Origin of the sequence: Motilimonas thetidivivens (genome assembly GCF_046452435.1) — a bacterium.
Taxonomy (GTDB): Bacteria; Pseudomonadota; Gammaproteobacteria; order Enterobacterales; family CBDFNC01; genus Motilimonas.
Genome location: NZ_JBKFDK010000004.1, coordinates 83,331 through 104,690 on the forward strand (window position 1 = coordinate 83,331; position 21,360 = coordinate 104,690).

Genomic DNA, 21,360 nt, shown 5'->3' on the forward strand with positions numbered 1-21,360 from the left:
AGAGAAACAAATGAAACGAATCAAGCAGTTATTTAGCTTAACCTTACTCTTTTGGAGTGGCTGGGTGTTCGCAGATCCCATTATTGAACTCTACAAATCCCCAACCTGCGGTTGTTGTACCGAATGGGCCAATATCATGGAACAAAAGGGATATGAAGTGAAGGTTCACCATCGCTCTGATTGGACCGACATCAAACAAGCTCATGGTATGCCACCGCAATTACAATCTTGTCATAGCGCGATCATTGATGGCTACTTAATCGAAGGACACGTTCCTGAAGCAGATATAGCTCGGCTATTGAAAGAGCGCCCGGTAAACATTAAAGGGCTAGCGGCCCCGGGGATGCCGATGCATTCTCCAGGAATGGCAAAGCCAGGTGAAGCTTATAAAGATTTTGATGTAATCGCTTTTTCTGAAGACGGTCTTAGCATTTATCAAAAATACTAACCCTGTGTGGGGGTAGTTTTCTATCCCCTTCTTCACCGTGACCAAGGAGTCGGTTTTGCGTCTAACATACTTTTCCTCGCTGATTTTTATCAGCATTATGGCTATCAATACCAGCTTTGCTCATACTCAACTACAGTCCTCACAGCCCAGTGCGGGAGCAAGTCTGGTACAAGCCCCTCGTTCATTAGAGCTGACATTTACAAATCCCATTCAGTTGATTTCAGTTAGCTTGTATAGCCCACAGCAGGAAATTGAACTTGATTTCAAACCCCAAACGAACGCGCAACAGACGTTGCAAGTCCCGTTACCGAATTTGCTGCCAAATCAATATCAGGTTAAATGGAAAGGCTTAGGGGAAGACGGCCATCTGATGAAAGGAGATTTCGGCTTTGAGCTGAAATAACCATGGATGCCGTTATGACTCATTGGGAAATTGCAATACTTATATGTCGGATCCTTGTTTATGCCAGCATTGCAGGCGCCATTGGCGGCGGCATTAGTTGCTTAATCACTCGACCGGAGTTTAGCCTTTACGCCGCCTTGCGCCGCTACTGCGGCGTCAGTTGTATGATGGGGATCATCGCTAGTAGCGCCTTGCTACTTTTGCGTAACGGCGAAATGTTGGATGATGGATGGTCAGGCATGTTCGATACGGACATGTTGGCTATCACTTGGCAAAGCGCCTTAGGTAATGCGTTGCGTCCACGCTGGCTTGGCTTTGCACTTATATTGCTGTGCCTAATGCTGTTAAAGCGACTGCCCAAAGCACTCTGTTGTTACGTTATCATCTTCGCCAGTTTGATGCTATGTGGTGCATTTACTCAAGCTGGGCATGCCATTGGTCAGCCCAACTGGCACAGCATTGCGTTAGTCATTCATAGCCTAATGGCCGGTCTTTGGCTTGGCTCATTTTATCCAGTTTGGCTAGTCTGTCGTTATTTACCCTACCAACAAAGTCACACAATATTAACGGTATACGGCCAATGGGCAAGGGTTCCTATGCTGCTTTTGTTAAGTGCTGGGCTGCTAATGAGTTATCAATTAACCCATTGGCAAGGGCTGAGTGACACCTTATATGGCAACACCTTGATAGCAAAAATCACACTCGTTAGCCTGATGCTGTTTATCGCAGCTTGGCATAAGTTTTATGCCACCAAGCAGATCCTGATCCAGCGTCACTGCCGTGTTTGGCTGCGCAGCTTTTACCTAGAAGTCATCCTAGCTATCAGTATTTTGGCCATCACAGGAGCACTTACCAGCATGATGGGACCATCCCACTAAACGGCAACACAGATTATCAAAGTCGACACTAGCTTCTGGCAGGAAAGCAGCAACCATCATTACATTAGCTAAATCTCATCTATACTGAAATGAGATCCCAATCTCAATGAATCTACAGGAGGGGATGATGAGATGGTTGTTGCTATTGTTATTGCTACTCAGTAGCTCATCTTGGGCTTGTGAGTTAAAAATGGGCTACCGGACAACACAGCGCCCTCCTTTTATCGCTGGAGCGCCTGACAATACGGGCTTATATAAAGAACTTTATGAAACAGCGGCCACCAAAATGGGCTGCAAACTAACCATAGTTCGCAGTAGCAAAAGCCGTATTTTGGCAAAAATTGACACCGGTGATATCGACTTTTATCCCGGACTTACGCCAACACCTGAGCGAGCCCAATATGTGCACTTTTTTCCTAATGGTTTAGTTGATGGCTATATGGGCATATCCCATCTCGACTTAGCTGAAATCACCCATTATGGCCAGTTGTCCGGTAAAACCTTACTTATCGCCAAAGGCGGACCCAGGCTAGTTAGTGACGACCTCAATGTTATCATCAAGGAGCCACCTGAGTTGTCGGTTGCCATGGCAGCTGAAATGATTGATCAAAAAAAAGCCGATTTTTATATTTATAATTTCACTTCGTTAATTGAATTCATAAAACAGAATAAGGATCTAAACATTAAACTACACCGACATTGCTGCGGTGAGTTTCAGCCTATGCAACTTGGCTTTTATCTTAAATCAGCCAAGATTAAAACCAAGCCAAATGAAACATTAAACACTCGCTATCCCCATAACAATCAACAGCTAGATGACCAGTCAACAGCGAGACTGTTAAAAGAAACATTAGCGGAAATGGCACAAGATGGCACGACCGCGGGCATTTTTTACAAACACTTTAACCACCCAATGCCGCAGATGGCTGCACTCAATAAACAAGCAGACTAATTAGCAACGGTAACATTATGTAACACTTGACCCCTTTATTTGCCCATTTTAAAAGGATAAACTACTAACTGAATACTTAGTTACCCTATTCCCTTCTGGAGGTGCCATGCCTGTGCTTTTTGTTAGTGATCTAGATGGAACACTATTACAAGAGGATCACTCTTTAGCAGCTGAAACCATTGCTGCTATTCGTAACTTACATGATGCAGGACGCACCTTCGCAATCGCGACCGGACGCCATCATACTGATGTCGCCGATTTAGCTAAGAAAATTGACCGCCCTATCGGCATGATCAGCTGTAACGGAGGCATGGCCATCGCCCCAAATGGCGATATCATTGCCAGTGCTTATATCCCCGATAGCATAACTCAAGATCTCGTTCACCATCCGATGCCGGAAGGTGTCTTTTTAAATATGTACACCGACTATAACTGGTACGCAACCGAGACTAACCCTAAGTTAGAAGCCTACAGTGAAAAAGCCGGCTTTAAATGTGAGCTAGTAACACCGCAATTTATTCAAGACAAACGCGCCGTTAAGTTTTTCTTGTGGGGCGATAGAAACGGCTTATTAGCGTTGCAAGCCGAGCTTAAAACTAAGTACAAAGGCCAATTAGATTGCTTGTTTTCTTTACCCCATTGTTTGGAGTTAATGCCAAAAGGGATATCGAAAGCCACCGCCGTTGATGCGCTATGTAAGCACTTAAACCTCACCGCCACACATGTCATGGCATTTGGTGATGGTGAGAATGATATCGAAATGTTGCAATATGCGGCTCATCCGAAAGTGATGCTAAATGCAGCTGAATCCGTTAAAGCGGCGGTGCCTCACGCCGAAATCATCGGCCATGCTCATCAGCTTGGTGTAGCCAACTACCTCTCTACAGCCATTTTAGCTAACTTAGATCAAGCTAGCTAAACTAACCGTACCCAGTAAGGATCAAGGCTTTCAGCTTTGATTCTTGCTGATTAACCACAGAAAATGTCATCCTACTCGCTTGGTTTTGCCGCCACTTAGGTATAATGGTGATCCGCGTAAAATAGGATAGCAACATGAAGTGGTTACTAAAAATATGCCTTAGTTTGATCCTGACGATACTCATAGGCAGTGTCCTTATTACCCTGCCTTTAAAGTTCATCAATCCTATTTTTTGGAGTTGGCAATTACAGCGAGAGTTCAACCCACCAGCCACCTACCCGCAAGATGCCAAATACGCTTGGGTGGAGATAACCGACATTGCTAAGCACTTACAACTCGCCGTTATTGCCGCTGAAGACCAACAATTTAATAATCATAGTGGGATTGACCTAGCAGCAACCGAGCAGGCATTCAATGATATGCTGGCAGGAAAGTCCATGCGCGGAGCCAGTACCTTAAGCCAGCAAACCGTTAAGAACCTTTATCTCTGGCCAGGTAAAAGTATGCTTAGAAAGGGAATTGAAGCTTGGTTGGCACTATTGATTGAATGGCAATGGGATAAACAACGTATTCTTGAAATTTACCTTAACATAGTCGAATTTGGCCCAGGCATTTATGGTGCCGAGGCCGCAAGCCAACATTACTTTGGCGTAGCCGCGGCGCAATTAACGCCAGCACAAAGCGCTCGCTTGGCGGCAGTATTACCCAACCCGTATCGATTTAGTGCAGCTCAACCTTCGGCCTATCAATTAAAACGCGAGGGCTGGATCCGCAAACAAATGGGTCAGCTGGGATATGCTTACCTAGCCACTTTAGAACAACAATAGTGCTCACCTTTCAAGCCACCATTGTGTTAAAAATGACCTTCAAAAGCTAAGCCCATAAAAGTGATAGCAACCAAAACTAAGGTTAAAAACAAACTTAAATACCCCATAATTAGGCCTGCTAACGCCATGCCATCACCCGCCAATTTCCCGTTACTTTGACGAATATTACTGCGGGCAATATGGCCACAGATAACCGCTATTAGTGAACCAAAAAAGAACAAGCCAAGAATACCGAAGATCAGACTAACAATAGCGAGTGAAGAGGTATCTGCTGGACGAGGTACTGCATTGGCAGTTACCTGAGCACCTTGTTCAAATTGCTCTGTGTTTCTAGGCGTAGCTGGAGAGCTAACAACTTGTGAGCCAGTCAATAAAACCCGTTGAATTTCGCCTTGCTCAAGCATCACATCGACTTTATCTAAGGCTCGCGGTGGCATTGCACCTTGCCAAAGAGACAAAGCAAACTCATAACGCTGGTCATCTTCACCTTTTAACAGACCTTTCTGCTCGGCTTCATTAATATCCAATATCGTTGCCTGAAGAGTTTGAGGCGCGAAATGAGAAGGGGCCAATTTAGCTGGCTCTAATGTCGCGAGCTCTGGTTGAGACACAGTACTAGAGTATTCGGCATTATCCGCTTCTATATTCTGTGAGACAGCTGCTTGCGGCTGCGAAATTTCAGCATCATCAACATGGCTAAATGTTAACTTCTTGGCTGCAACAAATTTTACAACGCCCTGTTCAACAAAAAACTCAACTTTATCCATCACACGAAGCGGCGAACGCTCTTGCCAAAGCACTAAAGGAAAGGGATATCTCTCACCTTCTTCGCAACGTATAACCCCTTCTTGAGTGACAGAATTAACATCTATAACGGTACCAAACATGAAATCACTACTTCTTCTAAAAACAATCAAATTAATATATTAAAGCAATAATACGAGTGCGAGCACAATCGCCAACTTAAGCGTAAAACTTGCTGTTAGCTCACTATTCATCGAGGGCTTTAAGGATTAGATCATTGACCCCCTCAGCATTAGCCATAATAATGCCACTTTTTGGGTAATACTTTGAGCAGTAAAATTCTTTATCAAGGGCAGGATGATTGGGGACCGTTGCTGGTTGTCGAAGAAGACGGCATTCGTAAATTGTCTTTTGGCCCAGGTGATGAGCAAAGTCGCCAAAATAATCAATCGCCCGCCCTGCCAGAGCATGAGTACATTCAAGCCATGCTAGTGTCTTTACTCTTTGTCCAGCCTAAAAGAGCCTTAGTGCTGGGACTCGGTGGCGGCTGTTTAGTGACAGCATTACATCACAGCGTTGCAGGCATAAAAATCACCGCAGTTGAGCTAAGAAGCACAGTGATTGAACTTGCTAAACGCTTTTTCCGCCTTCCTCAGGGTAAAAAAATCACCTTAGTCAATGATGACGCTAATCACTATTTAACCCAGCCAAACAAGAAAGTGGATTTGCTCTACGCGGACATTTACCATGCGACTGGCGTCGATGAAACCCAATTAAGCGACGTATTTCTGCAATCCTGCAACACCCATTTAAAGCAGCAAGGCTATCTTGTTTTAAATTGCTGGCATGAACACAGTGAGAGCCAACAGTTTGCTACCAATTTGCGCCAACATTTTTGTCATTTATATGGCTGTCATGTTAGCTCAGGCAACTGGATCGTATTTGCGAGCAACAGTCCACAACCCCTTGTGCTCGCTCAGCTAAAATCTCAAGCCGCGCAGTTAAAGCAAACTTCAGACATAGATTTAACTCGTTTTTTAAGCCAGTTCAAAAAAATTTACTAAATTAATTTACACATTGAATAAAAAAATATTGAACCTTTGGACTTAGTCATAGTCATACCTTATACAATTGCTCCAAAGACTCAGCACCTTTTCAGCAATCATTGGCTAGCTAGATTAGCTCTCTCGTAGTAATTAAAGCGTCACTTCAAAACAGGTACCTAATCCCCTTATGGGTACCTTTCAGGCCTCAAACGAGGCCTTTTTATTGCCTTTTTTGCGCAGTATCACGCAGTAATAATGAGCGATTCCATATATACTAAGCAAATATGCTTAATTCAGCAGATAACTCAACACAATAAAGAAGTCGAAATGCGTTTATTCAGTTTACGTGTCTGGTTAACACTCTCTCTCCTGCTTATTGCTAAGGCAAGCTTTGCAGAGCCTGAAATTACTATTCGTTACAAACACATAGGCTTTTATGGCCAAACAACCGAGGCTGTCCTTGAGCAATTAAGTAAACAAAACGCTAAGTTCGCACAAAGTAAAGTTTTTCATAACCCCAATCATTGGCACAAAAGCTGGGTCTTTATTACCGAGAAATCAGATAAAGGCTGTCGGATCTCACACGTAAATACCTTATTAAAAGCCGATTACAATTTACCTAGGTGGTTAGATCAAGCGAGTGCACCAGCTGCTGTACAGGCTCCTTGGCAAGATTTTTACCAAGCTGTACTTGAACACCTAAACGGCCATAAAAAACTTGCAATTCAAATACTTGTAGACATTGAGAAAGAAGTACTTAAGCTTCCCGTGCAACCAGACTGCGACACCATCAAGGCGCAAGCAGAAACGTTAGCACAACATATGCTTGAGACAGAGCTTCCCGCGCGAGAAGCCCATTATGATAACGAAACTCAATATGGCTTAACCCAAGGCGCGTATTGGCCTTGATTTAGCCAAACTAGTTTGCGCTGTGTCGCTTAAAATTATCTATGATGATGGCGCCAGCCATCGCCACATTAAGTGACTCGGCCTGACCGAAGTTAGGTATGGTTATTTTGTGGCTAACGAACTCGGCAACATCTGCGCGAATACCATGAGACTCACTGCCTAAAACGATGATGCCAGAATCGCTCAGCGTCGCTTGATGAATGTTTTCACCTTCCAAAAAAGCGCCATAAATGGGGCAAACCTGTTGGCTAAGAAATTCAGCTAAATCCACCCGATGCAAACGCACCCGACAAAATGATCCCATGGTGGCACTGATAACCTTAGGGTTGTAAAAATCCGCGCAATCTTGGCTAACGAGAATATCGCTAATACCGTACCAATCGGCTAAACGGATCAAGGTGCCTAGATTTCCGGGATCAGAAACACCATCCAAGGCAAGCAATAAATTAGCTGCATTAACCGGAGCCTCTGCGGGAGTCGGAATTTTAACTAGGGCCAGCGCGCTATTGTTTGAACTAAAGGTGCCCGCTTTAGCTAAAGCATCTGATGTAGTAACGACGACATGCGCACCGTTTAATTGGTCTTGATACTGAGTTACCAATGCTTGAGTGGCAAATACTTGGTGCAATTCATACTCGGAACGAAACAGCTCTGCCACATTTTTTTCGCCTTGCACTAAAAACAGTCCATGCTGCTTACGGTATTTTTTTTGAGCAAGAGAATTAATTAACTTAATTTGGTTTTTAGTGATCATTGGCGCTGGCTCCTTGGCTATCGGCGAGATTATTCCACTAAATGCGCCATTAAGCAAAATCCCCTAAATATTGCCGACAAAGCCAGAAATAACATCCTCGGGCAAGGCTAAGAGCCGTCACGTAAAAATCTTGGTTAAGGAGTTCCTGAAGCCAACTTCATGGCTTTATCTGGAGCCACAGCTTGACCTTCAATATCAAGTAGAAATGGCACGGCGACGAGTTCGCCGCCTTGGTTAATTTGCACCGCAAAATGCAAGTGAGGTCCCGTACTAAAACCCGTATTGCCAGAAAGCGCTAAAGTTTGCCCTTTACTAACCTGCTGGCCAACCCGCACCTTGGATGAAAACGTTTTTAAGTGGGCGTAAACCGTCATGCTGCCGTCATCGTGCGCTAGACGCACCACATTTGCTTTAGTTTTGGCAAAATCCGCCGTGGCAGCGCCGCTATTATTTTCTACCACTTCAACCACTACCCCCGAACGAGCGGCCACCACTGGCGTACCTTCAGGTAAAGGAATATCGATAGCATAACGACTATGAGGCTCACTATGGGTAAATGAACCATTAAAGCCTTGGGAGATTTGCGTTGTTCGGTCGAAATTAAACGGAATTTGATAGGCATAGTTGGCATCATAATCCGGATCAAGTAGACCGGGAGTGAAACTGTATTGATATTGGAAACGCCACTGGCCTTGAGCTACGGGCAACACCTCAAGGATCGCTTCTCGAGTGTTAGCATTGAGGTTAAATTGCTCAGTTGCTGGTTTGGAAAGTTTGGCATTTTCAAGTTGAGTAAAGGACAAACTCAAGGTAACCGGCATCGCGTAATTGTTAACGGCAACAATTTGCGCCGATTGATTTCCTTCGCTCACTTTATGCAGCACTCGCACCGGTAAAATTTCTGGCTCGGCCACCTGTTGATGCGATACTTCAAACTTCACTTCAGGGCGAATATCACTAAACACCCAATTGCCGTCATTATCTTGATATTTATAAATATCACGGGCAGCATTGAGGCTTGCACTGGTAAACAGCAAAGCCAACACCGCCAGATTAGCAAGAGGTTTATAGGTAGCAACACATAATGATGGCATCTTCGCGTCCTTCTTGCGCTGGGTAGTATCCTTTTCTCCGATCGACTTCGACAAAACCAAGCTGGTGATACAGCTGACAAGCAGCCGTGTTAGAAACTCGCACTTCGAGCCAAATCTCTTGCAACTGTTTTTGCTTTGAAAGATCAATCAAATGTTGTAACAGCAAACGGCCATAACCCGCCCCCTGAAAATCAGGATCCACTGCAATATTTAATAAACTCGCCTCCACCCCAGCCTGACTGGCAATGTAGTAACCAATCACCTTCTGCTCTATTAGCAAGATATGGTTGTAATAACGCGAGCCAAAATTACCACTTAAGGTGTTGTCACTCCACGGCCAAAGGTGAGCGCGCCGTTCAATTTCAGATATCGCGGGCAGATCATTGAGTGCCATCGGGGCGATAATCACATTCGTCGTTTGGGACGCCATCATCCTTTCCTCTGCGCGGCTAAATGAGACTTAATTTGACGCCATAAAGCATGCTTAGCATCTTGGTCTTGGCTGGTTTTTATTATGCTTGGTGAGTTGATAACCCGACAATTTGGCATAGCAGCCACGTCACCTTGAGTCGACCACAACCAGTTCGGCATACTGCCTTGATAGGCTAAAAACTCAGCCATGGATAACACCTTAGCCTGAGTTGGTTTAAGCTGCATGGATTTGAGAACGGCGACCACAAAATCTGAACTAAGCACTGTCGGCTCGCCGATAATGGCAATTTCATACGTCGATAAATCCACAGGCGCTATGGCAGGCGTTTCTTCTGGCTCAGATGGGGTTAACGCAGCGGCCTGCGAAGCATTCGACTGCCAAGTTGTGATCCCCATTTCATGGAGTAAAAATGCGTGATACTGATCCATTGCTGCCCACATATCTCAAAATGAGCATTAATCTTATCTAAATTAGCAACAAAACACGACTTGAAAAGAGGACAGGTAAGGGATCAAGAGCCTGCATATCAGTTGATATAGGCTGAAACGAAAAAAGCCTGACTTAAGAGTCAGGCTTTTAGAATTTGGCAGGGGTGGAGAGATTCGAACTCCCAACATTCGGATTTGGAATCCGACGTTCTGCCGTTGGAACTACACCCCTGCTGAACAACGAGGCAGATAATACCAAATGTTTTTTAAAGGTAAAGCCTTTTATGACAAATTATGTTTAAGTGCTGAATTAATCGCCGATATCCCTCTGCACCACGGCTATTTCAGTTTTGCCCGTTTCTTTACTGATGCATTTACTAATGTAAAAGCTGGTCAACCCGATCTAATAACTCTTCTAAAGCAATATCATCAAGCCCTAAATACTCGGCAATCGATTCTTGTACCGCTGACCATTCAGACTCAGCGCTCTTGAGCGTAACATAGCGGGCTATTTTCAAAATAGTGAGTAAATCTAACGCAATCGCAGGAAGCTCACCACTGTGGTATAAACCTGCAGCATCTTGCTGATAATAAATAATTTCTACCAAGGCTTTAGGCAACAACCATTGCTGAGACAATAAGGCTCCGATAGTCGTATGCGCGGTACCAAAGGCTTTGTGCTCTTGCTCGGTCATTTCAGGCCAGCCAAGCTCTTCGACTTTCTGATATAGGTCAGGGTATTGCTCAAAACCTAGCATCATGACAGGTACGCCAGACATATGAAACAGCCCAAGCATATAGGCATTATCTATAAGCTCTTCTTTATCTAGCAACTTAGCTACCGCAGAGCAAGCTTGTGCGATGGCCGTTGCTTGCTGCCAAAAATCATCCAATAAAGGATGGTTGGACATACTTGATTTGAGCGCAACCGCTTTAACCAATGGAATAATACGCTTTAGACCTAACATCATCACCGCTTGCTGAATCGACTCTATTTCCTTGGCTCGACGAAAGGCTGCTGAATTCACCACTTGCAGAACAGCGGAAGCGATTCCGACATCAGAACTAACCGCTTGTGCAATCACAGCAACATTTGGCTCAGGCTTTCGAGCTTCTTCTGAAACAGTCAATAAGACTTCTGGCCGTGGAGGGATACTGATCGTTTTCAACAAAGCTCTTTCTTGCTGGGTGATATTGATTGCCATGGTTGCATCCTTTTCTCGTTTTTATTATAAGCCTTAAATGCCAAAGCCCTTGCTAAAACTATAGATTAAAGTAAAAGCTTCGTGGTATTTTGAGCGCCATTAGCGATATCTTTAATTAGCTTGAATGCGGGTACACAACAAACCACACAGTAGCGCTAAACAGAACAGAGATAGTCATTTATTACAACAACCTATACAAAAGTGGTTTGAAGTTTCAGCTAGCCGTTAAATCTTCAACTCTAGTAGTAAGCTGGCACATATAAGCGAGGCGATAAGGCTAATTTCGCCATGACTTCAAGTCACAACAAAGTAAGCACAACAATATAGACACAACATCTAAAATCGAAAGGAACCTGGGCAGATATGACCACATTAAGCAAACCCACTAACCCTAACTTTTCTTCTGGTCCTTGCAGCAAACGCCCTGGCTATAACCTTGGCGCTCTGAGTACCGAGACTTTAGGGCGTTCACATCGCGCCGCTATCGGTAAAAATGCGCTGCAAAAAACCATTGAAGACACAGCTAAATTGCTAGGTTTACCAAAAGATTACCGCGTTGGTATTGTGCCAGGCTCAGATACCGGAGCGATGGAAATGATTATGTGGTCGATGTTAGGTGCCCGAGGCGTAGATATTGCGGCGTGGGAATCGTTTGGCCAAGAATGGTATACCGACATTAGTCAGCAACTAAAATTAGCCAACATCAACACTCACTTTGCTGAATACGGTCAACTGCCCGATCTTAGCGCTATCAACCAAGATAATGACGTTGTATTTACATGGAACGGCACCACTTCAGGCGTTAAAGTGCCCAATGGCGATTGGATAAAGTCTGATCGTCAAGGCCTGACTATTTGTGATGCTACCTCAGCAGTTTTTGCCATGGAAATGCCATGGGAGAAGCTAGATGTGATTACCTTTAGCTGGCAAAAAGTGCTTGGTGGTGAAGGTGCCCACGGCGTAATAATTCTTAGCCCGCGCGCGGTTGAAAGACTAGAAAGTTATCAACCAAGCTGGCCTTTACCTAAAATTTTCAGATTAACGGCTAAAGGCAAGTTAATAGAAGGCATCTTTAGTGGTGCAACCATTAATACCCCATCCATGCTTTGTGTCGCTGATTATCAAGATGCCCTCGATTGGGTTGAATCAATCGGCGGTTTACCAGCGGCAATCGCTAAATCTAAAGCAAATTTGGCGGTACTAGAAGAATTTGTCGCCAGCCATGATTGGATTGATTTTCTTGCTGCTACGCCCGAAACACGTTCAAACACCAGTGTTTGCTTAACCTTAAAAGCAACGCCGGAACAGGTGAAACAGTTTATTAAACTGTTGGAAAATGAAAAAGTCGCTTACGACATTGGTTCATACCGTGATGCGCCCGATGGCCTACGTATTTGGTGTGGTAGCACGGTAGAAGAAGCTGACTTAAAAGCCTTAATGCCTTGGCTTGAGTGGGCTTGGCAACAAGTACAATAAGCTGTTGAATACGTGATAAAACAAACTAACCCAAGGGCAATAGCCTTGGGTTAGTTGTATTTATTTAGGACTTAATTATTCTTCTTCACTTGCAGCTAGATTTTTTACTTTATTCGTTTCATTGCTGTAAGCTGCAAAAAATTCAGCCATGGCTTCTGGGGTTAACTCCCCCTTTTCTTCAAGCGCTTTTAGCTTAGCGACAATCGCACGCTGTTCCTCTATGCTTGGCAATGGCGTTTCGTTGGCGGCTTCGTCTTCCATTGCTTTCAATTCTTGTTCAAAATCACTCATGTTATGGCTCCACTTCTTACCACGGGCATGCCAGTCACCTTTACATGCCTCAGTCAAACTTAGTATTACAAGAGATAGTAACGCCTAATGCCATCCGTTACCACTAAGCCTACAAAATACGCCAACGAAAAAACGCGGCCAAAGGCCGCGTTGATGTTTAGGATAAGAGAACTTAGCTCACCTTAAACTTACGTATTTGTTGCTCTAAATTATCGGCCAAATCCATAATTACATTGGTTGATGCTCTGTTTTCTCTCGCTAATTCGGCGGCTCTGTGAGAGCTGTCTGCAATAGAGTTAATGCGATGAGAGATATCATCACCCACTTTAGTCTGCTCATCCGCAGCGCTCGCAATTTGATGATTCATTTCGGTAATGGTGCCCAATGAATCCGCAATTTGTTGTAGCGCTTGCGCCGCTTCTTGTGCGCCTGAAACCGTCTCAATACTCGATGTTTTACTGTTTTCCATCGAGTTAACGGCTTTTTGTGAGCCCGTTTGCAAGCGCTCAATCATTTGCTGGATTTCTGCAGTACTGTCTTGGGTGCGTTTAGCCAGATTACGAACTTCATCAGCAACCACCGCAAATCCACGGCCCTGCTCACCCGCTCGCGCAGCTTCAATCGCCGCATTCAACGCAAGTAAATTAGTTTGTTCAGCAATGCCGCGAATAACATCTAAGACCGATACGATGTTATCAACATCACGTCCTAGCTCACCTATGACTTGAGCTGCTTCATCAATCTGAGAGGCCAAGCCCTCAATTGAACTCACCGAGCTTAATACTATGCCCTGCGCTCTTTGCCCCTCGACATCAGCTTCTTGAGTGGAAGCGGCCGCATTATTAGCGCTCTCAGCCACAGTACGCGCCGAAGATGACATCTCGGTCATGGATGTTGCAACCATATCGGTTTCACTGCGCTGCGCATCAGAAACTTGGTCTACTTGGCTAGAGCGACTATCAGCATTAGTTGCTTCGTTTCTTAGCTCTTGCGTGGCAGTTGCAACACTATTCATGATCTCACGAAGTGAAGCCTGCATTGATACGACTGAACCATAAATACTTGATTGACTGTAAGTGTCAGCGGATTTAACTGGTGTTGAAAGATCGCCTCCAGCTACGGCTCTTACCAACGTAAGCACTTCCTCTGGCTCACCGCCTAAATCTGTCATGATCTTACGGATTGTCGTGATTATGATAAAGCCCAATACCGCCGCAATAACCAAACATAAAATCAGCTGTACCTTGGCGGAAGCCCAAAAACGCGCATCCACCTCGGTAGAGCGAATGCCTGTACCCACCGCCCATTTCCAACGCTTGGAAATTTGCGCAACAGAAAGTAACTCAGCTACATCACCTTCTGCATTACGCGAAGTCCATTCATATTCTACAATGCCGCTAGGTTGCCCTCTCACCGCATCCAATAGAATTTGACCAACACTGCCGCCTTCGGCATCCTTGAAGTCGTGAAAACTGGTACCGTGCAACTGAGGGTCATGGGGCGCAGCAACAAAGTCCATGTTTTCATCAGCAACGTAAACGTATTCAGAATCGTTATACTTATTCTCACGCAAAATCTGCGCAGCAAGCTCCTTACCTTGTTCATCACTCATTTTTCCAGCCGCAACATATTCTTCAATTTGATTGACGGTTGAGTAAGTGCTTTTGAGTAGCTGGTAAATCCGTGATTTGTTATCGGCATCACTGGCTTGCCGGAGAGTGTAAAGGCCCATTAGCATTACACCGAGCAAGGCAACTAAGGTCAAAATTGCCATGCCCCATACTTTAGTCTTTAACGTCATGTTGCATCCTTATAATTATCGCAGCAGTCTGGTTCGATTTATTGAAGCAAGCTAAGTCCGCTCACTCTTCACTTGATGGTGAAGCTGAGCTATCACTGAGCTACTTCTAACCATACTAACTCATTGGTCAGCTTTATTATTAATCTAGAGTTAAATCGGCCGTCACGCCAATTTCTTTAATTGAAATAGCAAAGCAATAACAAAAAATGAAGCCTTTATCACGAGAGCACATTGATTACCTTTAACTTGACGAGAATTAGGCTATTTCCATGCACAGGCCTTTCAATTGTTAAATAAAACATAAAATTGACAATCAAACATCAAGTCAAAAATATCAGTAAAAAATCATATTTTTTTATTGCCTCACTAAGAGAAAATAGCTAGGTTTATAACATCATTATTATTTTGTAGTCCCCTGTAAATAAAATATAAGGAAAACCAATGAAAAAACTACTTTTAACAGCCGCTGCTGCTGCCGTTCTTGCTGGTTGTTCTACAAGTAAAAGTGTCGAGCCAATTCAACAAACAGTTGATCAAGTTGAAGGCGGTTCAATTGGCCAGTGTATTGTAGCAATCCATCAAACTTCTTTAGCGTTAGAAGAAGCTAAAAGACTATTAGCTGAGGCTAAAGGTGGTGAATTGTACGAAGTTCAATACGATGCAGCTCAAGCTGCAGCGGATAAAGCAGCTCAACACCAAGCAGATGCAGATATGTACTGTACTGAAGAAGTTAAGCGTATTATCGCTGAGTTTCCAAAAGATACCCAATATGTACAGGTTGAAAACCTACCTGGCGTAGTATTTGCTGAAGGCTCTGCTCAACTAACACCTGAAGCAAAAGCAATCCTAGAAGCGGTTGCTTCTCGCCTAGTTCGTGAAGAAGGGATGCTTGAAGTAGCGGGCCACACTTCAAGCACAGGCAGCGCCGAGTTCAACATGATGCTATCGCAGAAACGTGCAGATGCAGTAAGAGACTTCTTAATCAGCCAAGGTGTTGAAGCGTCTCGTCTAACTGCGCAAGGTTACGGTGAAGAACAACCAGTAGCGACCAACGATACAAAAGAAGGTCAGCAAGCTAACAAACGTGTTGAAATTCGCTACAATCGCTAAGTAAAGCTGAAATAGATAAGCCTGTTTTAGCGGGCTAAATAAATGCCGAGCAACCGCTCGGCATTTAATATTTTTAAAGACTAAATATTCATCACCTTATTGGCGAATATGACCATCGCCTAAAACGACCCACTTCTGCGATGTGAGGCCTTCTAAACCAACCGGACCCCGAGCGTGAATTTTATCGGTCGAAATGCCTATTTCTGCTCCCAATCCGTATTCAAAGCCATCAGCAAATCGCGTAGAAGCATTTATCATCACTGAACTTGAATCCACTTCGGTGATAAATCGACGTCCCTTAGAGTAGTCTTGCGTAACAATGGCCTCAGAATGTGCCGAGCTATACTGAGCAATGTGATCCATTGCCTGATCCATATCCTCAACTATCTTAATCGACAAGATCGGAGCAAGGTATTCCGTGGCCCAGTCTTCTTCTGTTGCGGGATTAGCCTCGATAATCTGACAAGTCGCTTCACAACCCCTGAGCTCGACCCCCTTTTCACCATAACCTAGCGCCAAACGAGGTAAGATTTCATCAGCAACATCTTTGTGTACCAGCAAGGTTTCCATTGCATTACACACGCCATAGCGATGCGTTTTGGCGTTGATGGCGATGTTGTACGCTTTATCAAGATCGGCTTGATCATCGATGTAGACGTGGCAAATGCCATCTAAATGTTTAATTACGGTTACTTTTGCGTCACGCGAGATGCGCTCAATCAAGCTTTTACCACCACGTGGTACTATCACATCAACATACTGATCCATAGTGATCAATTCACCTACCGCAGCCCTATCCGTTGTTTCAACGACTTGAACCGCTGTCTCGGGTAAACCCACTTGTTGTAAACCTACTTTGATACACTTTGCCACCGCGCGATTTGAGTGTATCGCTTCACTACCGCCTCTTAGAATAGTGGCATTACCGGATTTTAAACATAAGCTAGCCGCATCGATGGTCACATTGGGACGAGATTCATAAATAATCCCAATCACCCCCAGCGGCACACGCATTTTACCGACTTGGATCCCTGAAGGCATATAGTTTAAATCTGTTATTGCACCACAAGGATCAGGTAAAGCGGCCACTTGACGTAAGCCTTCAATCATCTTGTCAATCCCTTGTGATGTCAGCGCCAAACGATCAATCATGGCTTCATCTAAGCCTTTGTCACGCCCCGCTTGTAGATCCTTTGCATTTTCAGCAATTAAATAATCTCGGGTGTCATTTAACGCATCGGCAATTGCCAGCAGTGCACTGTTTTTTGTACCGGATGTCGCAGCAGCCACTAGTCTTGATGCAGTGCGAGCATCTTTACCTAGTTTTTGCATATATTCTTGCACACTCATGGTGAATCTATCCTTTTATAAATCTAGCTTACCCTTTGCACATATCCCTTCAAGCTCAGATACGCCGACAGCGAAAGCTTGGTTGGGTATTTTATGGCGATTCTGGCAGAATAAAGAATAATAATAGCAAGGGCAAGTCACGCTAGTTGCCCCTCGATGTAAATTAGTAACTGTAGGAAATTCAATGCGTTTTTCATTACCACAACAAGGCAACTATTCCTTAACGCAACTATTAGACCAGCTTAGCGACCACATTAAGGTACACAATACGGTTCCATCTAGCTTACTTAGACGAACGCTAGACGCTTGTTTTTCATCGGGTTTAACCTTAGATGAGGTCGAAACGGCACTGCAATGTGAGGTCGACCAGCTAGAACAAGTCAGCGTATCGGGTGCACAACAACTAATTCAGCTTCTTCAGCAAAGACAGCTATAATTGCTCAGAAGAAGTTTAACAATGCTCCCTTTACTTGCTGAAGCTCACATAGCGAATTGTTGTAACTAGGTTTTCGATATAGCACATGCTATATTCTTGCAATTAAATGTGTTAAACATTAAAACCTATTGTTTATAAAAGATATTTATATCTTCAATAGCTTTGTATAAGGAAGTTAAACCATGTTGTTGCACGATTTAGGCAAATACCGCGGTATTGTGGCTGCAATTACCCTATTTCTTGTTTTAGATACCTGTGTGTTAGCGCTTAACTATTTCGTGTCTAAGGAAATCCAGCAAGAAACTGAAAGTGTTAATTTAGCTGGTCGACAAGGTATGTTGACGCAGAAATTGCTCAAATCTTTGTACGAATTACAAGATGACTTAGCCGTTAACCTTGATGTAACCGAAAACTTTCAAGAATTCGCCGATACTTTTGAATTATTTGATGTCACCTTAGTTGCCCTCAAAGAAGGCGGCATGGTGCCGGTTACCGATATCAATGATACTGAAATGATTGATGTAAAACCGGTTAACTCCGAAGCAGCAATGCAATCGGTTGATGCGGGTTTACAGTTGTGGCAGCAATATCGAGAAATATTAGGCCCTATCATCAATAATGGCAGTGACCAAGTTTCACTTCTTGATATTCACGAATCTATCGCGACGGTTAAAGAAACCAACGCCACCCTACTTAAATTCATGAACGACTTAACGCGTTACATGGAGCAGCAAGCAAACGAAAAAACTCAAATGCTGCAATATGTTGAGGCTGCGGCAGTACTGGCGGCAATCCTTAACTTCTTCGTAATCATGTTTATCTTCGTTGGTCGTTTGAAGAAAAACGATGAAGAACTAGAGCTTGCGCAAAAAGAAAACTCTGAAATTTTAAGTACGGTAAAAGAAGGTCTATTCCTACTTGACCAAGACTTAATCATTGGTTCGCAATACTCACGAGAACTGGTTAATATCTTTGGCCGCGAAGATTTAGACGGTAAAAAGTTAGCTGTATTATTGAAAGACATGGTGTCAGACAGTGAGCTACAACTGTCGGAAGACTACATCGGCTTATTATTCAAAGAGCACGTTAACGAAAACCTCATTCAAAGCTTGAACCCACTTAAGCAGATCGAAGTAAACCTGCTAAGCAACACAGGCTTATTTGAAACCAAGTATCTGTCCTTCCAGTTTAACCGCGTAAGGGTGAATAAGTTAGTATCTCACGTACTGGTAACCGTAATGGACCGTACCATCGAGGTTGAACTTGAGCGTGAACTAGAAGAAGCCAAAACGAAAGCGAAGGGTGAAGTTGATAGTCTAGTAAGCATTCTAAGCATCGAGAAAGGTGCGTTCATTGATTTCTTGGACAAAGCCAGTGACGGCATTAACCTAATCAATGAAGAGCTAAAATCATCGAATCAAGACCATAAAGCTTACATGGCAAAAGTGGTGCAGTTCCAACGCATTATCCACTCAATTAAAGGTGATGCAGCGGCTCTTGAAGTGTCACCCGTTGAAAAGAAAACCCATGAAATGGAAGACGTGCTCACTGAAATTAAAAACAGTGATGAAATCACGGGTAACAGTTTCTTACCATTTACAGTTAAACTTGATGAGTTGTTCTCTCAGGTTGGTAGCCTGCGCCTACTCAGTGAGCAAATTGCTAATATCAATGACCAACATTCTGAAGTACAACCTGCTGCCAACACGAGTATGCAGTCGTTCTCTGAAATCAATACGTTAGTTAAACGCGTTGCCGAAGATGAGAACAAGATGGTTAACCTTATCACGCAAGGTTTGGATAGCCATCATGTGCCACCAGCTTATATTCGTAAGGTACGCGAAGTTGCAGTACAGCTGGTTCGTAACGCCGTGGTCCATGGTATTGAAGAGCCGAATAAACGAGTTGAGTTAGGCAAATCACCACAAGGCACAGTAAAAGCTATCTTCCAACAAAAAGAGGATGGCAACTACTCATTAATCATAGTGGATGATGGTGCTGGCTTATCAGTAAATAGAATTAAACGTCACGCGTTGAAAAACGATTTGGTATCCGAGCAAGATATTGAGAAAATGTCTAACGCGGAAATTTTAAACCTAATTTTCCAACCTGGCTTCTCTACTGCAAATGATGTATCTATGCACGCAGGTCGTGGTGTAGGCTTAGATGTCATCAAACAATCTGTCGTTGAGTCTGGAGGTAAGATGAAGTTAAGTTACAAGCAAAATAAAGGCTGTCGCTTTGAAATCATATTGCCGGGTAAAATTACCACGACAACAAAAACTTATAACGAAACAGAACAAAATATTGGGGTAGAACAGGTCTAGCATGAAGTTGTTAATAGTTGACGATTCAAATATTATCCGTCGTAAAATTCGACGTAGTAATAAAGTTGGTGATCTTGAAGTTGTTGGCAGTGCATGTAATGGGCTGGAAGCGGTAGAGCTAGTTAAGCAAACACAGCCAGATCTAGTCACCATGGACTTAACCATGCCAGAAATGGATGGTATTGAAAGTATTGAAAAAATACTTGAAGTAAAACCTGACACTCGAATTTTAGTGGTGTCAGCTTTGGCCGACAAAGCAACAGCTATTCGCGCTCTCACAATTGGCGCACGAGGTTTCATTTGCAAACCGTTTACGGAAGACGAGCTCAACGATGCTTTTGAGCAATTGCTAGAGGATTTATAAAAAGAATGAAAGAAGAACAATTACAGGTATTTATAGAAGGAACCAAATACTTCTTTAGCACTTTTGCCGGACAACAAGTTGAGGTTGGCGTACCTTACCTTGTATCAAGCGATACCAAAGTGGCTTTTGATTACACAGGCATTATCGGTATAGCTGGTGCTCGTAAAGGTTGTGTATATTTTTCAGCACCCGGTCGCCTACTCGCAAAATTACTCCAAGCATTAGGTGAAGATGATCTTGAAGATGACAACCTATGTGACGTGGTTGGTGAAGTAGCAAACACGGTTTCTGGTAATGCAAGACGCGACTTAGGTCCAGAATTTGTTATTTCTGTTCCTGTCATCGTCAAAGGTCAATTAGAAGATATTAAGCTACCACGAGAAATTCGCTCTTTCGTTATCCCTATTACTTGGGGTCAGGACAAAGCGGCACTTGTAATCTGCTTAGAATAATAAAATGAAGCGGTGCAGCCATGGCTGCACTGCTCGCTGTATCACAGTCACCAGAGAGTGAGCAGACATGTTTGGCATTGAATTTAAGGTACTTCCCCACCTCGATAGCACCGTCTATCAACCCCTTTGCAATCAATTTAAACAGATCAGTTGTCAAGCAAGTGTAGGTCATTACCGCCCTACCGGCGCATTGGCGCGTTATGATTGGCTGCTACCATGCGGTGTGACTATGCAACTGACTCAACCTTTTTTTGAAACACAAGTTGAGCCGGCACGGGCGTCATTTATTGCGCCGTTAAAGCAGTTGATTGAAACCGAGCTGTATCAAAAAATGATCCATGCCAAAGATCCTTTCCAACTTCGCAATAAAGACGGCTCGGTAAAAACCACCATTTTTTCCATGCACACTTGCCTAAATTACACCATGACAGGCAAACATGATGAAATGAATTTGCGGTTAATGTTTCCAGTCCACTGCACGGCAAGCTACTTTAAAGACGCAATTTTCTCGTTCATGCAAATGTTAGAAGACGTGCATCTGGCAAACTCAACCGACATGTTTTTAGACATGTTGCGTAGCGCTGACGGCCAGGGATTTGGGACTCGCGTGCTCTGGTATAATGCAGAAACAGGCCGAACGGAATTTATTGATGTTGAACGCAGTCAAAAGTCCAACACAGTTGTAAAAAAACGTATTGCCTAGTAGGTAGTCA

Annotated in this window: 24 protein-coding genes and 1 tRNA gene; 15 read left to right on the top strand and 10 right to left on the bottom strand. The window is 43.8% G+C overall.

The genetic code is table 11. From position 1 onward, the window contains the following. Positions 1-10: 10 nt before the first annotated feature. From ACK8OT_RS04595 to mtgA, 6 genes are all read left to right on the top strand, one after another. The gene (locus ACK8OT_RS04595; RefSeq protein WP_410195336.1) at positions 11-448 is read left to right on the top strand and encodes a DUF411 domain-containing protein; all 438 of its coding nucleotides are present in this window, start codon (positions 11-13) and stop codon (positions 446-448) included. A 55-nt stretch (positions 449-503) separates the two neighbouring features. Then, positions 504-851: a copper resistance CopC family protein gene (locus tag ACK8OT_RS04600; RefSeq protein WP_410195337.1), complete on the top strand. Its 348-nt coding sequence runs from the start codon at positions 504-506 to the stop codon at positions 849-851. Between the two features lie 14 nt (positions 852-865). Beyond that, entirely contained in the window at positions 866-1,729 is an 864-nt protein-coding gene (locus ACK8OT_RS04605) for a CopD family protein (RefSeq protein ID WP_410195338.1), read from the top strand. Positions 1,730-1,853: 124 nt separating this feature from the next. Continuing rightward, positions 1,854-2,681: a substrate-binding periplasmic protein gene (locus ACK8OT_RS04610; protein WP_410195339.1), complete on the top strand. Its 828-nt coding sequence runs from the start codon at positions 1,854-1,856 to the stop codon at positions 2,679-2,681. Positions 2,682-2,787: 106 nt separating this feature from the next. Next, on the top strand, positions 2,788-3,600 hold the full coding sequence (locus ACK8OT_RS04615) for an HAD family hydrolase (RefSeq protein ID WP_410195340.1): 813 nt from the start codon (positions 2,788-2,790) through the stop codon (positions 3,598-3,600). A 134-nt stretch (positions 3,601-3,734) separates the two neighbouring features. Beyond that, positions 3,735-4,427, top strand: coding sequence for a monofunctional biosynthetic peptidoglycan transglycosylase (gene mtgA, locus ACK8OT_RS04620; protein WP_410195341.1), 693 nt, complete (start codon positions 3,735-3,737; stop codon positions 4,425-4,427). Between the two features lie 26 nt (positions 4,428-4,453). On the opposite strand, the gene ACK8OT_RS04625 is transcribed toward mtgA, so the two are convergent. Continuing rightward, complete coding sequence (locus ACK8OT_RS04625; RefSeq protein WP_410195342.1) at positions 4,454-5,314, bottom strand: DUF4190 domain-containing protein; 861 nt, start codon at positions 5,312-5,314, stop codon at positions 4,454-4,456. A 183-nt stretch (positions 5,315-5,497) separates the two neighbouring features. On the opposite strand from ACK8OT_RS04625, the gene ACK8OT_RS04630 reads away from it, so the two are divergent. Further along, positions 5,498-6,235 carry a spermine/spermidine synthase domain-containing protein gene (locus ACK8OT_RS04630; protein ID WP_410195343.1) on the top strand — a complete coding sequence of 246 codons (738 nt, stop codon included), beginning with the start codon at positions 5,498-5,500 and terminating at the stop codon, positions 6,233-6,235. A gap of 237 nt (positions 6,236-6,472) precedes the next feature. Continuing rightward, positions 6,473-7,126, top strand: a complete 654-nt coding sequence (locus ACK8OT_RS04635) for a DUF922 domain-containing protein (protein ID WP_410195344.1) — start codon at positions 6,473-6,475, stop codon at positions 7,124-7,126. Positions 7,127-7,136: 10 nt separating this feature from the next. Here the strand turns inward: ACK8OT_RS04635 and ACK8OT_RS04640 are convergent, their stop codons facing one another. The 6 genes from ACK8OT_RS04640 to ACK8OT_RS04665 all read right to left on the bottom strand — a co-directional run bounded on the left by ACK8OT_RS04640 (position 7,137) and on the right by ACK8OT_RS04665 (position 11,040). Continuing rightward, positions 7,137-7,880, bottom strand: coding sequence for a TrmH family RNA methyltransferase (locus ACK8OT_RS04640; RefSeq protein WP_410195345.1), 744 nt, complete (start codon positions 7,878-7,880; stop codon positions 7,137-7,139). 134 nt (positions 7,881-8,014) lie between these two features. Then, on the bottom strand, positions 8,015-8,974 hold the full coding sequence (locus ACK8OT_RS04645; RefSeq protein ID WP_410195346.1) for a M23 family metallopeptidase: 960 nt from the start codon (positions 8,972-8,974) through the stop codon (positions 8,015-8,017). Then, positions 8,946-9,407 carry a ribosomal protein S18-alanine N-acetyltransferase gene (gene rimI / locus ACK8OT_RS04650; protein ID WP_410195347.1) on the bottom strand — a complete coding sequence of 154 codons (462 nt, stop codon included), beginning with the start codon at positions 9,405-9,407 and terminating at the stop codon, positions 8,946-8,948. Before rimI ends, ACK8OT_RS04645 begins: the two co-directional genes overlap by 29 nt. After that, the gene (locus ACK8OT_RS04655) at positions 9,404-9,835 is read right to left on the bottom strand and encodes a DNA polymerase III subunit psi (protein WP_410195348.1); all 432 of its coding nucleotides are present in this window, start codon (positions 9,833-9,835) and stop codon (positions 9,404-9,406) included. The genes rimI and ACK8OT_RS04655 overlap by 4 nt, the downstream gene beginning before the upstream one ends. Positions 9,836-9,991: 156 nt before the next feature. After that, positions 9,992-10,067: transfer RNA gene (locus ACK8OT_RS04660), tRNA-Trp, on the bottom strand. Between the two features lie 145 nt (positions 10,068-10,212). Further along, positions 10,213-11,040 (bottom strand): HDOD domain-containing protein, encoded by an 828-nt coding sequence (locus ACK8OT_RS04665; RefSeq protein WP_410195349.1) that lies wholly within the window; start codon positions 11,038-11,040, stop codon positions 10,213-10,215. Positions 11,041-11,403: 363 nt separating this feature from the next. Between ACK8OT_RS04665 and ACK8OT_RS04670 the strand changes: the two genes are divergently transcribed. Beyond that, positions 11,404-12,516 carry a phosphoserine transaminase gene (locus ACK8OT_RS04670; RefSeq protein WP_410195350.1) on the top strand — a complete coding sequence of 371 codons (1,113 nt, stop codon included), beginning with the start codon at positions 11,404-11,406 and terminating at the stop codon, positions 12,514-12,516. 75 nt (positions 12,517-12,591) lie between these two features. Here ACK8OT_RS04670 and ACK8OT_RS04675 read toward each other — a convergent pair whose 3' ends face one another. Together ACK8OT_RS04675 and ACK8OT_RS04680 are read right to left on the bottom strand one after the other, a co-directional pair. Continuing rightward, positions 12,592-12,807: a hypothetical protein gene (locus tag ACK8OT_RS04675; protein WP_410195351.1), complete on the bottom strand. Its 216-nt coding sequence runs from the start codon at positions 12,805-12,807 to the stop codon at positions 12,592-12,594. Between the two features lie 172 nt (positions 12,808-12,979). After that, entirely contained in the window at positions 12,980-14,608 is a 1,629-nt protein-coding gene (locus tag ACK8OT_RS04680; RefSeq protein ID WP_410195352.1) for a methyl-accepting chemotaxis protein, read from the bottom strand. A gap of 441 nt (positions 14,609-15,049) precedes the next feature. Here ACK8OT_RS04680 and ACK8OT_RS04685 point away from each other — a divergent pair, with 441 nt between their 5' ends. After that, positions 15,050-15,718 carry an OmpA family protein gene (locus ACK8OT_RS04685; RefSeq protein ID WP_410195353.1) on the top strand — a complete coding sequence of 223 codons (669 nt, stop codon included), beginning with the start codon at positions 15,050-15,052 and terminating at the stop codon, positions 15,716-15,718. A gap of 96 nt (positions 15,719-15,814) precedes the next feature. Here ACK8OT_RS04685 and ACK8OT_RS04690 read toward each other — a convergent pair whose 3' ends face one another. Continuing rightward, positions 15,815-17,068, bottom strand: coding sequence for a glutamate-5-semialdehyde dehydrogenase (locus ACK8OT_RS04690; RefSeq protein ID WP_410195354.1), 1,254 nt, complete (start codon positions 17,066-17,068; stop codon positions 15,815-15,817). A 184-nt stretch (positions 17,069-17,252) separates the two neighbouring features. Between ACK8OT_RS04690 and ACK8OT_RS04695 the strand changes: the two genes are divergently transcribed. From ACK8OT_RS04695 to ACK8OT_RS04715, 5 genes are all read left to right on the top strand, one after another. Then, positions 17,253-17,504 carry a hypothetical protein gene (locus tag ACK8OT_RS04695; RefSeq protein WP_410195355.1) on the top strand — a complete coding sequence of 84 codons (252 nt, stop codon included), beginning with the start codon at positions 17,253-17,255 and terminating at the stop codon, positions 17,502-17,504. Positions 17,505-17,686: 182 nt separating this feature from the next. Continuing rightward, positions 17,687-19,831 carry an ATP-binding protein gene (locus tag ACK8OT_RS04700; protein ID WP_410195356.1) on the top strand — a complete coding sequence of 715 codons (2,145 nt, stop codon included), beginning with the start codon at positions 17,687-17,689 and terminating at the stop codon, positions 19,829-19,831. Position 19,832: 1 nt separating this feature from the next. Next, entirely contained in the window at positions 19,833-20,195 is a 363-nt protein-coding gene (locus ACK8OT_RS04705; RefSeq protein ID WP_410195357.1) for a response regulator, read from the top strand. 5 nt (positions 20,196-20,200) lie between these two features. After that, positions 20,201-20,647, top strand: coding sequence for a chemotaxis protein CheX (locus tag ACK8OT_RS04710; RefSeq protein WP_410195358.1), 447 nt, complete (start codon positions 20,201-20,203; stop codon positions 20,645-20,647). A gap of 67 nt (positions 20,648-20,714) precedes the next feature. Beyond that, positions 20,715-21,350, top strand: coding sequence for a hypothetical protein (locus ACK8OT_RS04715; RefSeq protein WP_410195359.1), 636 nt, complete (start codon positions 20,715-20,717; stop codon positions 21,348-21,350). Positions 21,351-21,360 lie beyond the last annotated feature (10 nt).

Excerpts from the sequence above, each read along its gene's own strand:
- ACK8OT_RS04595 (WP_410195336.1), top strand. The coding sequence starts at position 11 with ATGAAACGAATCAAGCAGTTATTTAGCTTAACCTTACTCTTTTGGAGT.
- ACK8OT_RS04605 (WP_410195338.1), top strand. The coding sequence starts at position 866 with ATGACTCATTGGGAAATTGCAATACTTATATGTCGGATCCTTGTTTAT.
- ACK8OT_RS04610 (WP_410195339.1), top strand. The coding sequence starts at position 1,854 with ATGATGAGATGGTTGTTGCTATTGTTATTGCTACTCAGTAGCTCATCT.
- ACK8OT_RS04615 (WP_410195340.1), top strand. The coding sequence starts at position 2,788 with ATGCCTGTGCTTTTTGTTAGTGATCTAGATGGAACACTATTACAAGAG.
- mtgA (WP_410195341.1), top strand. The coding sequence starts at position 3,735 with ATGAAGTGGTTACTAAAAATATGCCTTAGTTTGATCCTGACGATACTC.
- ACK8OT_RS04625 (WP_410195342.1), bottom strand. The coding sequence starts at position 5,314 with ATGTTTGGTACCGTTATAGATGTTAATTCTGTCACTCAAGAAGGGGTT.
- ACK8OT_RS04635 (WP_410195344.1), top strand. The coding sequence starts at position 6,473 with ATGAGCGATTCCATATATACTAAGCAAATATGCTTAATTCAGCAGATA.
- ACK8OT_RS04640 (WP_410195345.1), bottom strand. The coding sequence starts at position 7,880 with ATGATCACTAAAAACCAAATTAAGTTAATTAATTCTCTTGCTCAAAAA.
- ACK8OT_RS04645 (WP_410195346.1), bottom strand. The coding sequence starts at position 8,974 with ATGCCATCATTATGTGTTGCTACCTATAAACCTCTTGCTAATCTGGCG.
- rimI (WP_410195347.1), bottom strand. The coding sequence starts at position 9,407 with ATGATGGCGTCCCAAACGACGAATGTGATTATCGCCCCGATGGCACTC.
- ACK8OT_RS04655 (WP_410195348.1), bottom strand. The coding sequence starts at position 9,835 with ATGGATCAGTATCACGCATTTTTACTCCATGAAATGGGGATCACAACT.
- ACK8OT_RS04665 (WP_410195349.1), bottom strand. The coding sequence starts at position 11,040 with ATGGCAATCAATATCACCCAGCAAGAAAGAGCTTTGTTGAAAACGATC.
- ACK8OT_RS04670 (WP_410195350.1), top strand. The coding sequence starts at position 11,404 with ATGACCACATTAAGCAAACCCACTAACCCTAACTTTTCTTCTGGTCCT.
- ACK8OT_RS04675 (WP_410195351.1), bottom strand. The coding sequence starts at position 12,807 with ATGAGTGATTTTGAACAAGAATTGAAAGCAATGGAAGACGAAGCCGCC.
- ACK8OT_RS04680 (WP_410195352.1), bottom strand. The coding sequence starts at position 14,608 with ATGACGTTAAAGACTAAAGTATGGGGCATGGCAATTTTGACCTTAGTT.
- ACK8OT_RS04685 (WP_410195353.1), top strand. The coding sequence starts at position 15,050 with ATGAAAAAACTACTTTTAACAGCCGCTGCTGCTGCCGTTCTTGCTGGT.
- ACK8OT_RS04690 (WP_410195354.1), bottom strand. The coding sequence starts at position 17,068 with ATGAGTGTGCAAGAATATATGCAAAAACTAGGTAAAGATGCTCGCACT.
- ACK8OT_RS04695 (WP_410195355.1), top strand. The coding sequence starts at position 17,253 with ATGCGTTTTTCATTACCACAACAAGGCAACTATTCCTTAACGCAACTA.
- ACK8OT_RS04700 (WP_410195356.1), top strand. The coding sequence starts at position 17,687 with ATGTTGTTGCACGATTTAGGCAAATACCGCGGTATTGTGGCTGCAATT.
- ACK8OT_RS04705 (WP_410195357.1), top strand. The coding sequence starts at position 19,833 with ATGAAGTTGTTAATAGTTGACGATTCAAATATTATCCGTCGTAAAATT.
- ACK8OT_RS04710 (WP_410195358.1), top strand. The coding sequence starts at position 20,201 with ATGAAAGAAGAACAATTACAGGTATTTATAGAAGGAACCAAATACTTC.
- ACK8OT_RS04715 (WP_410195359.1), top strand. The coding sequence starts at position 20,715 with ATGTTTGGCATTGAATTTAAGGTACTTCCCCACCTCGATAGCACCGTC.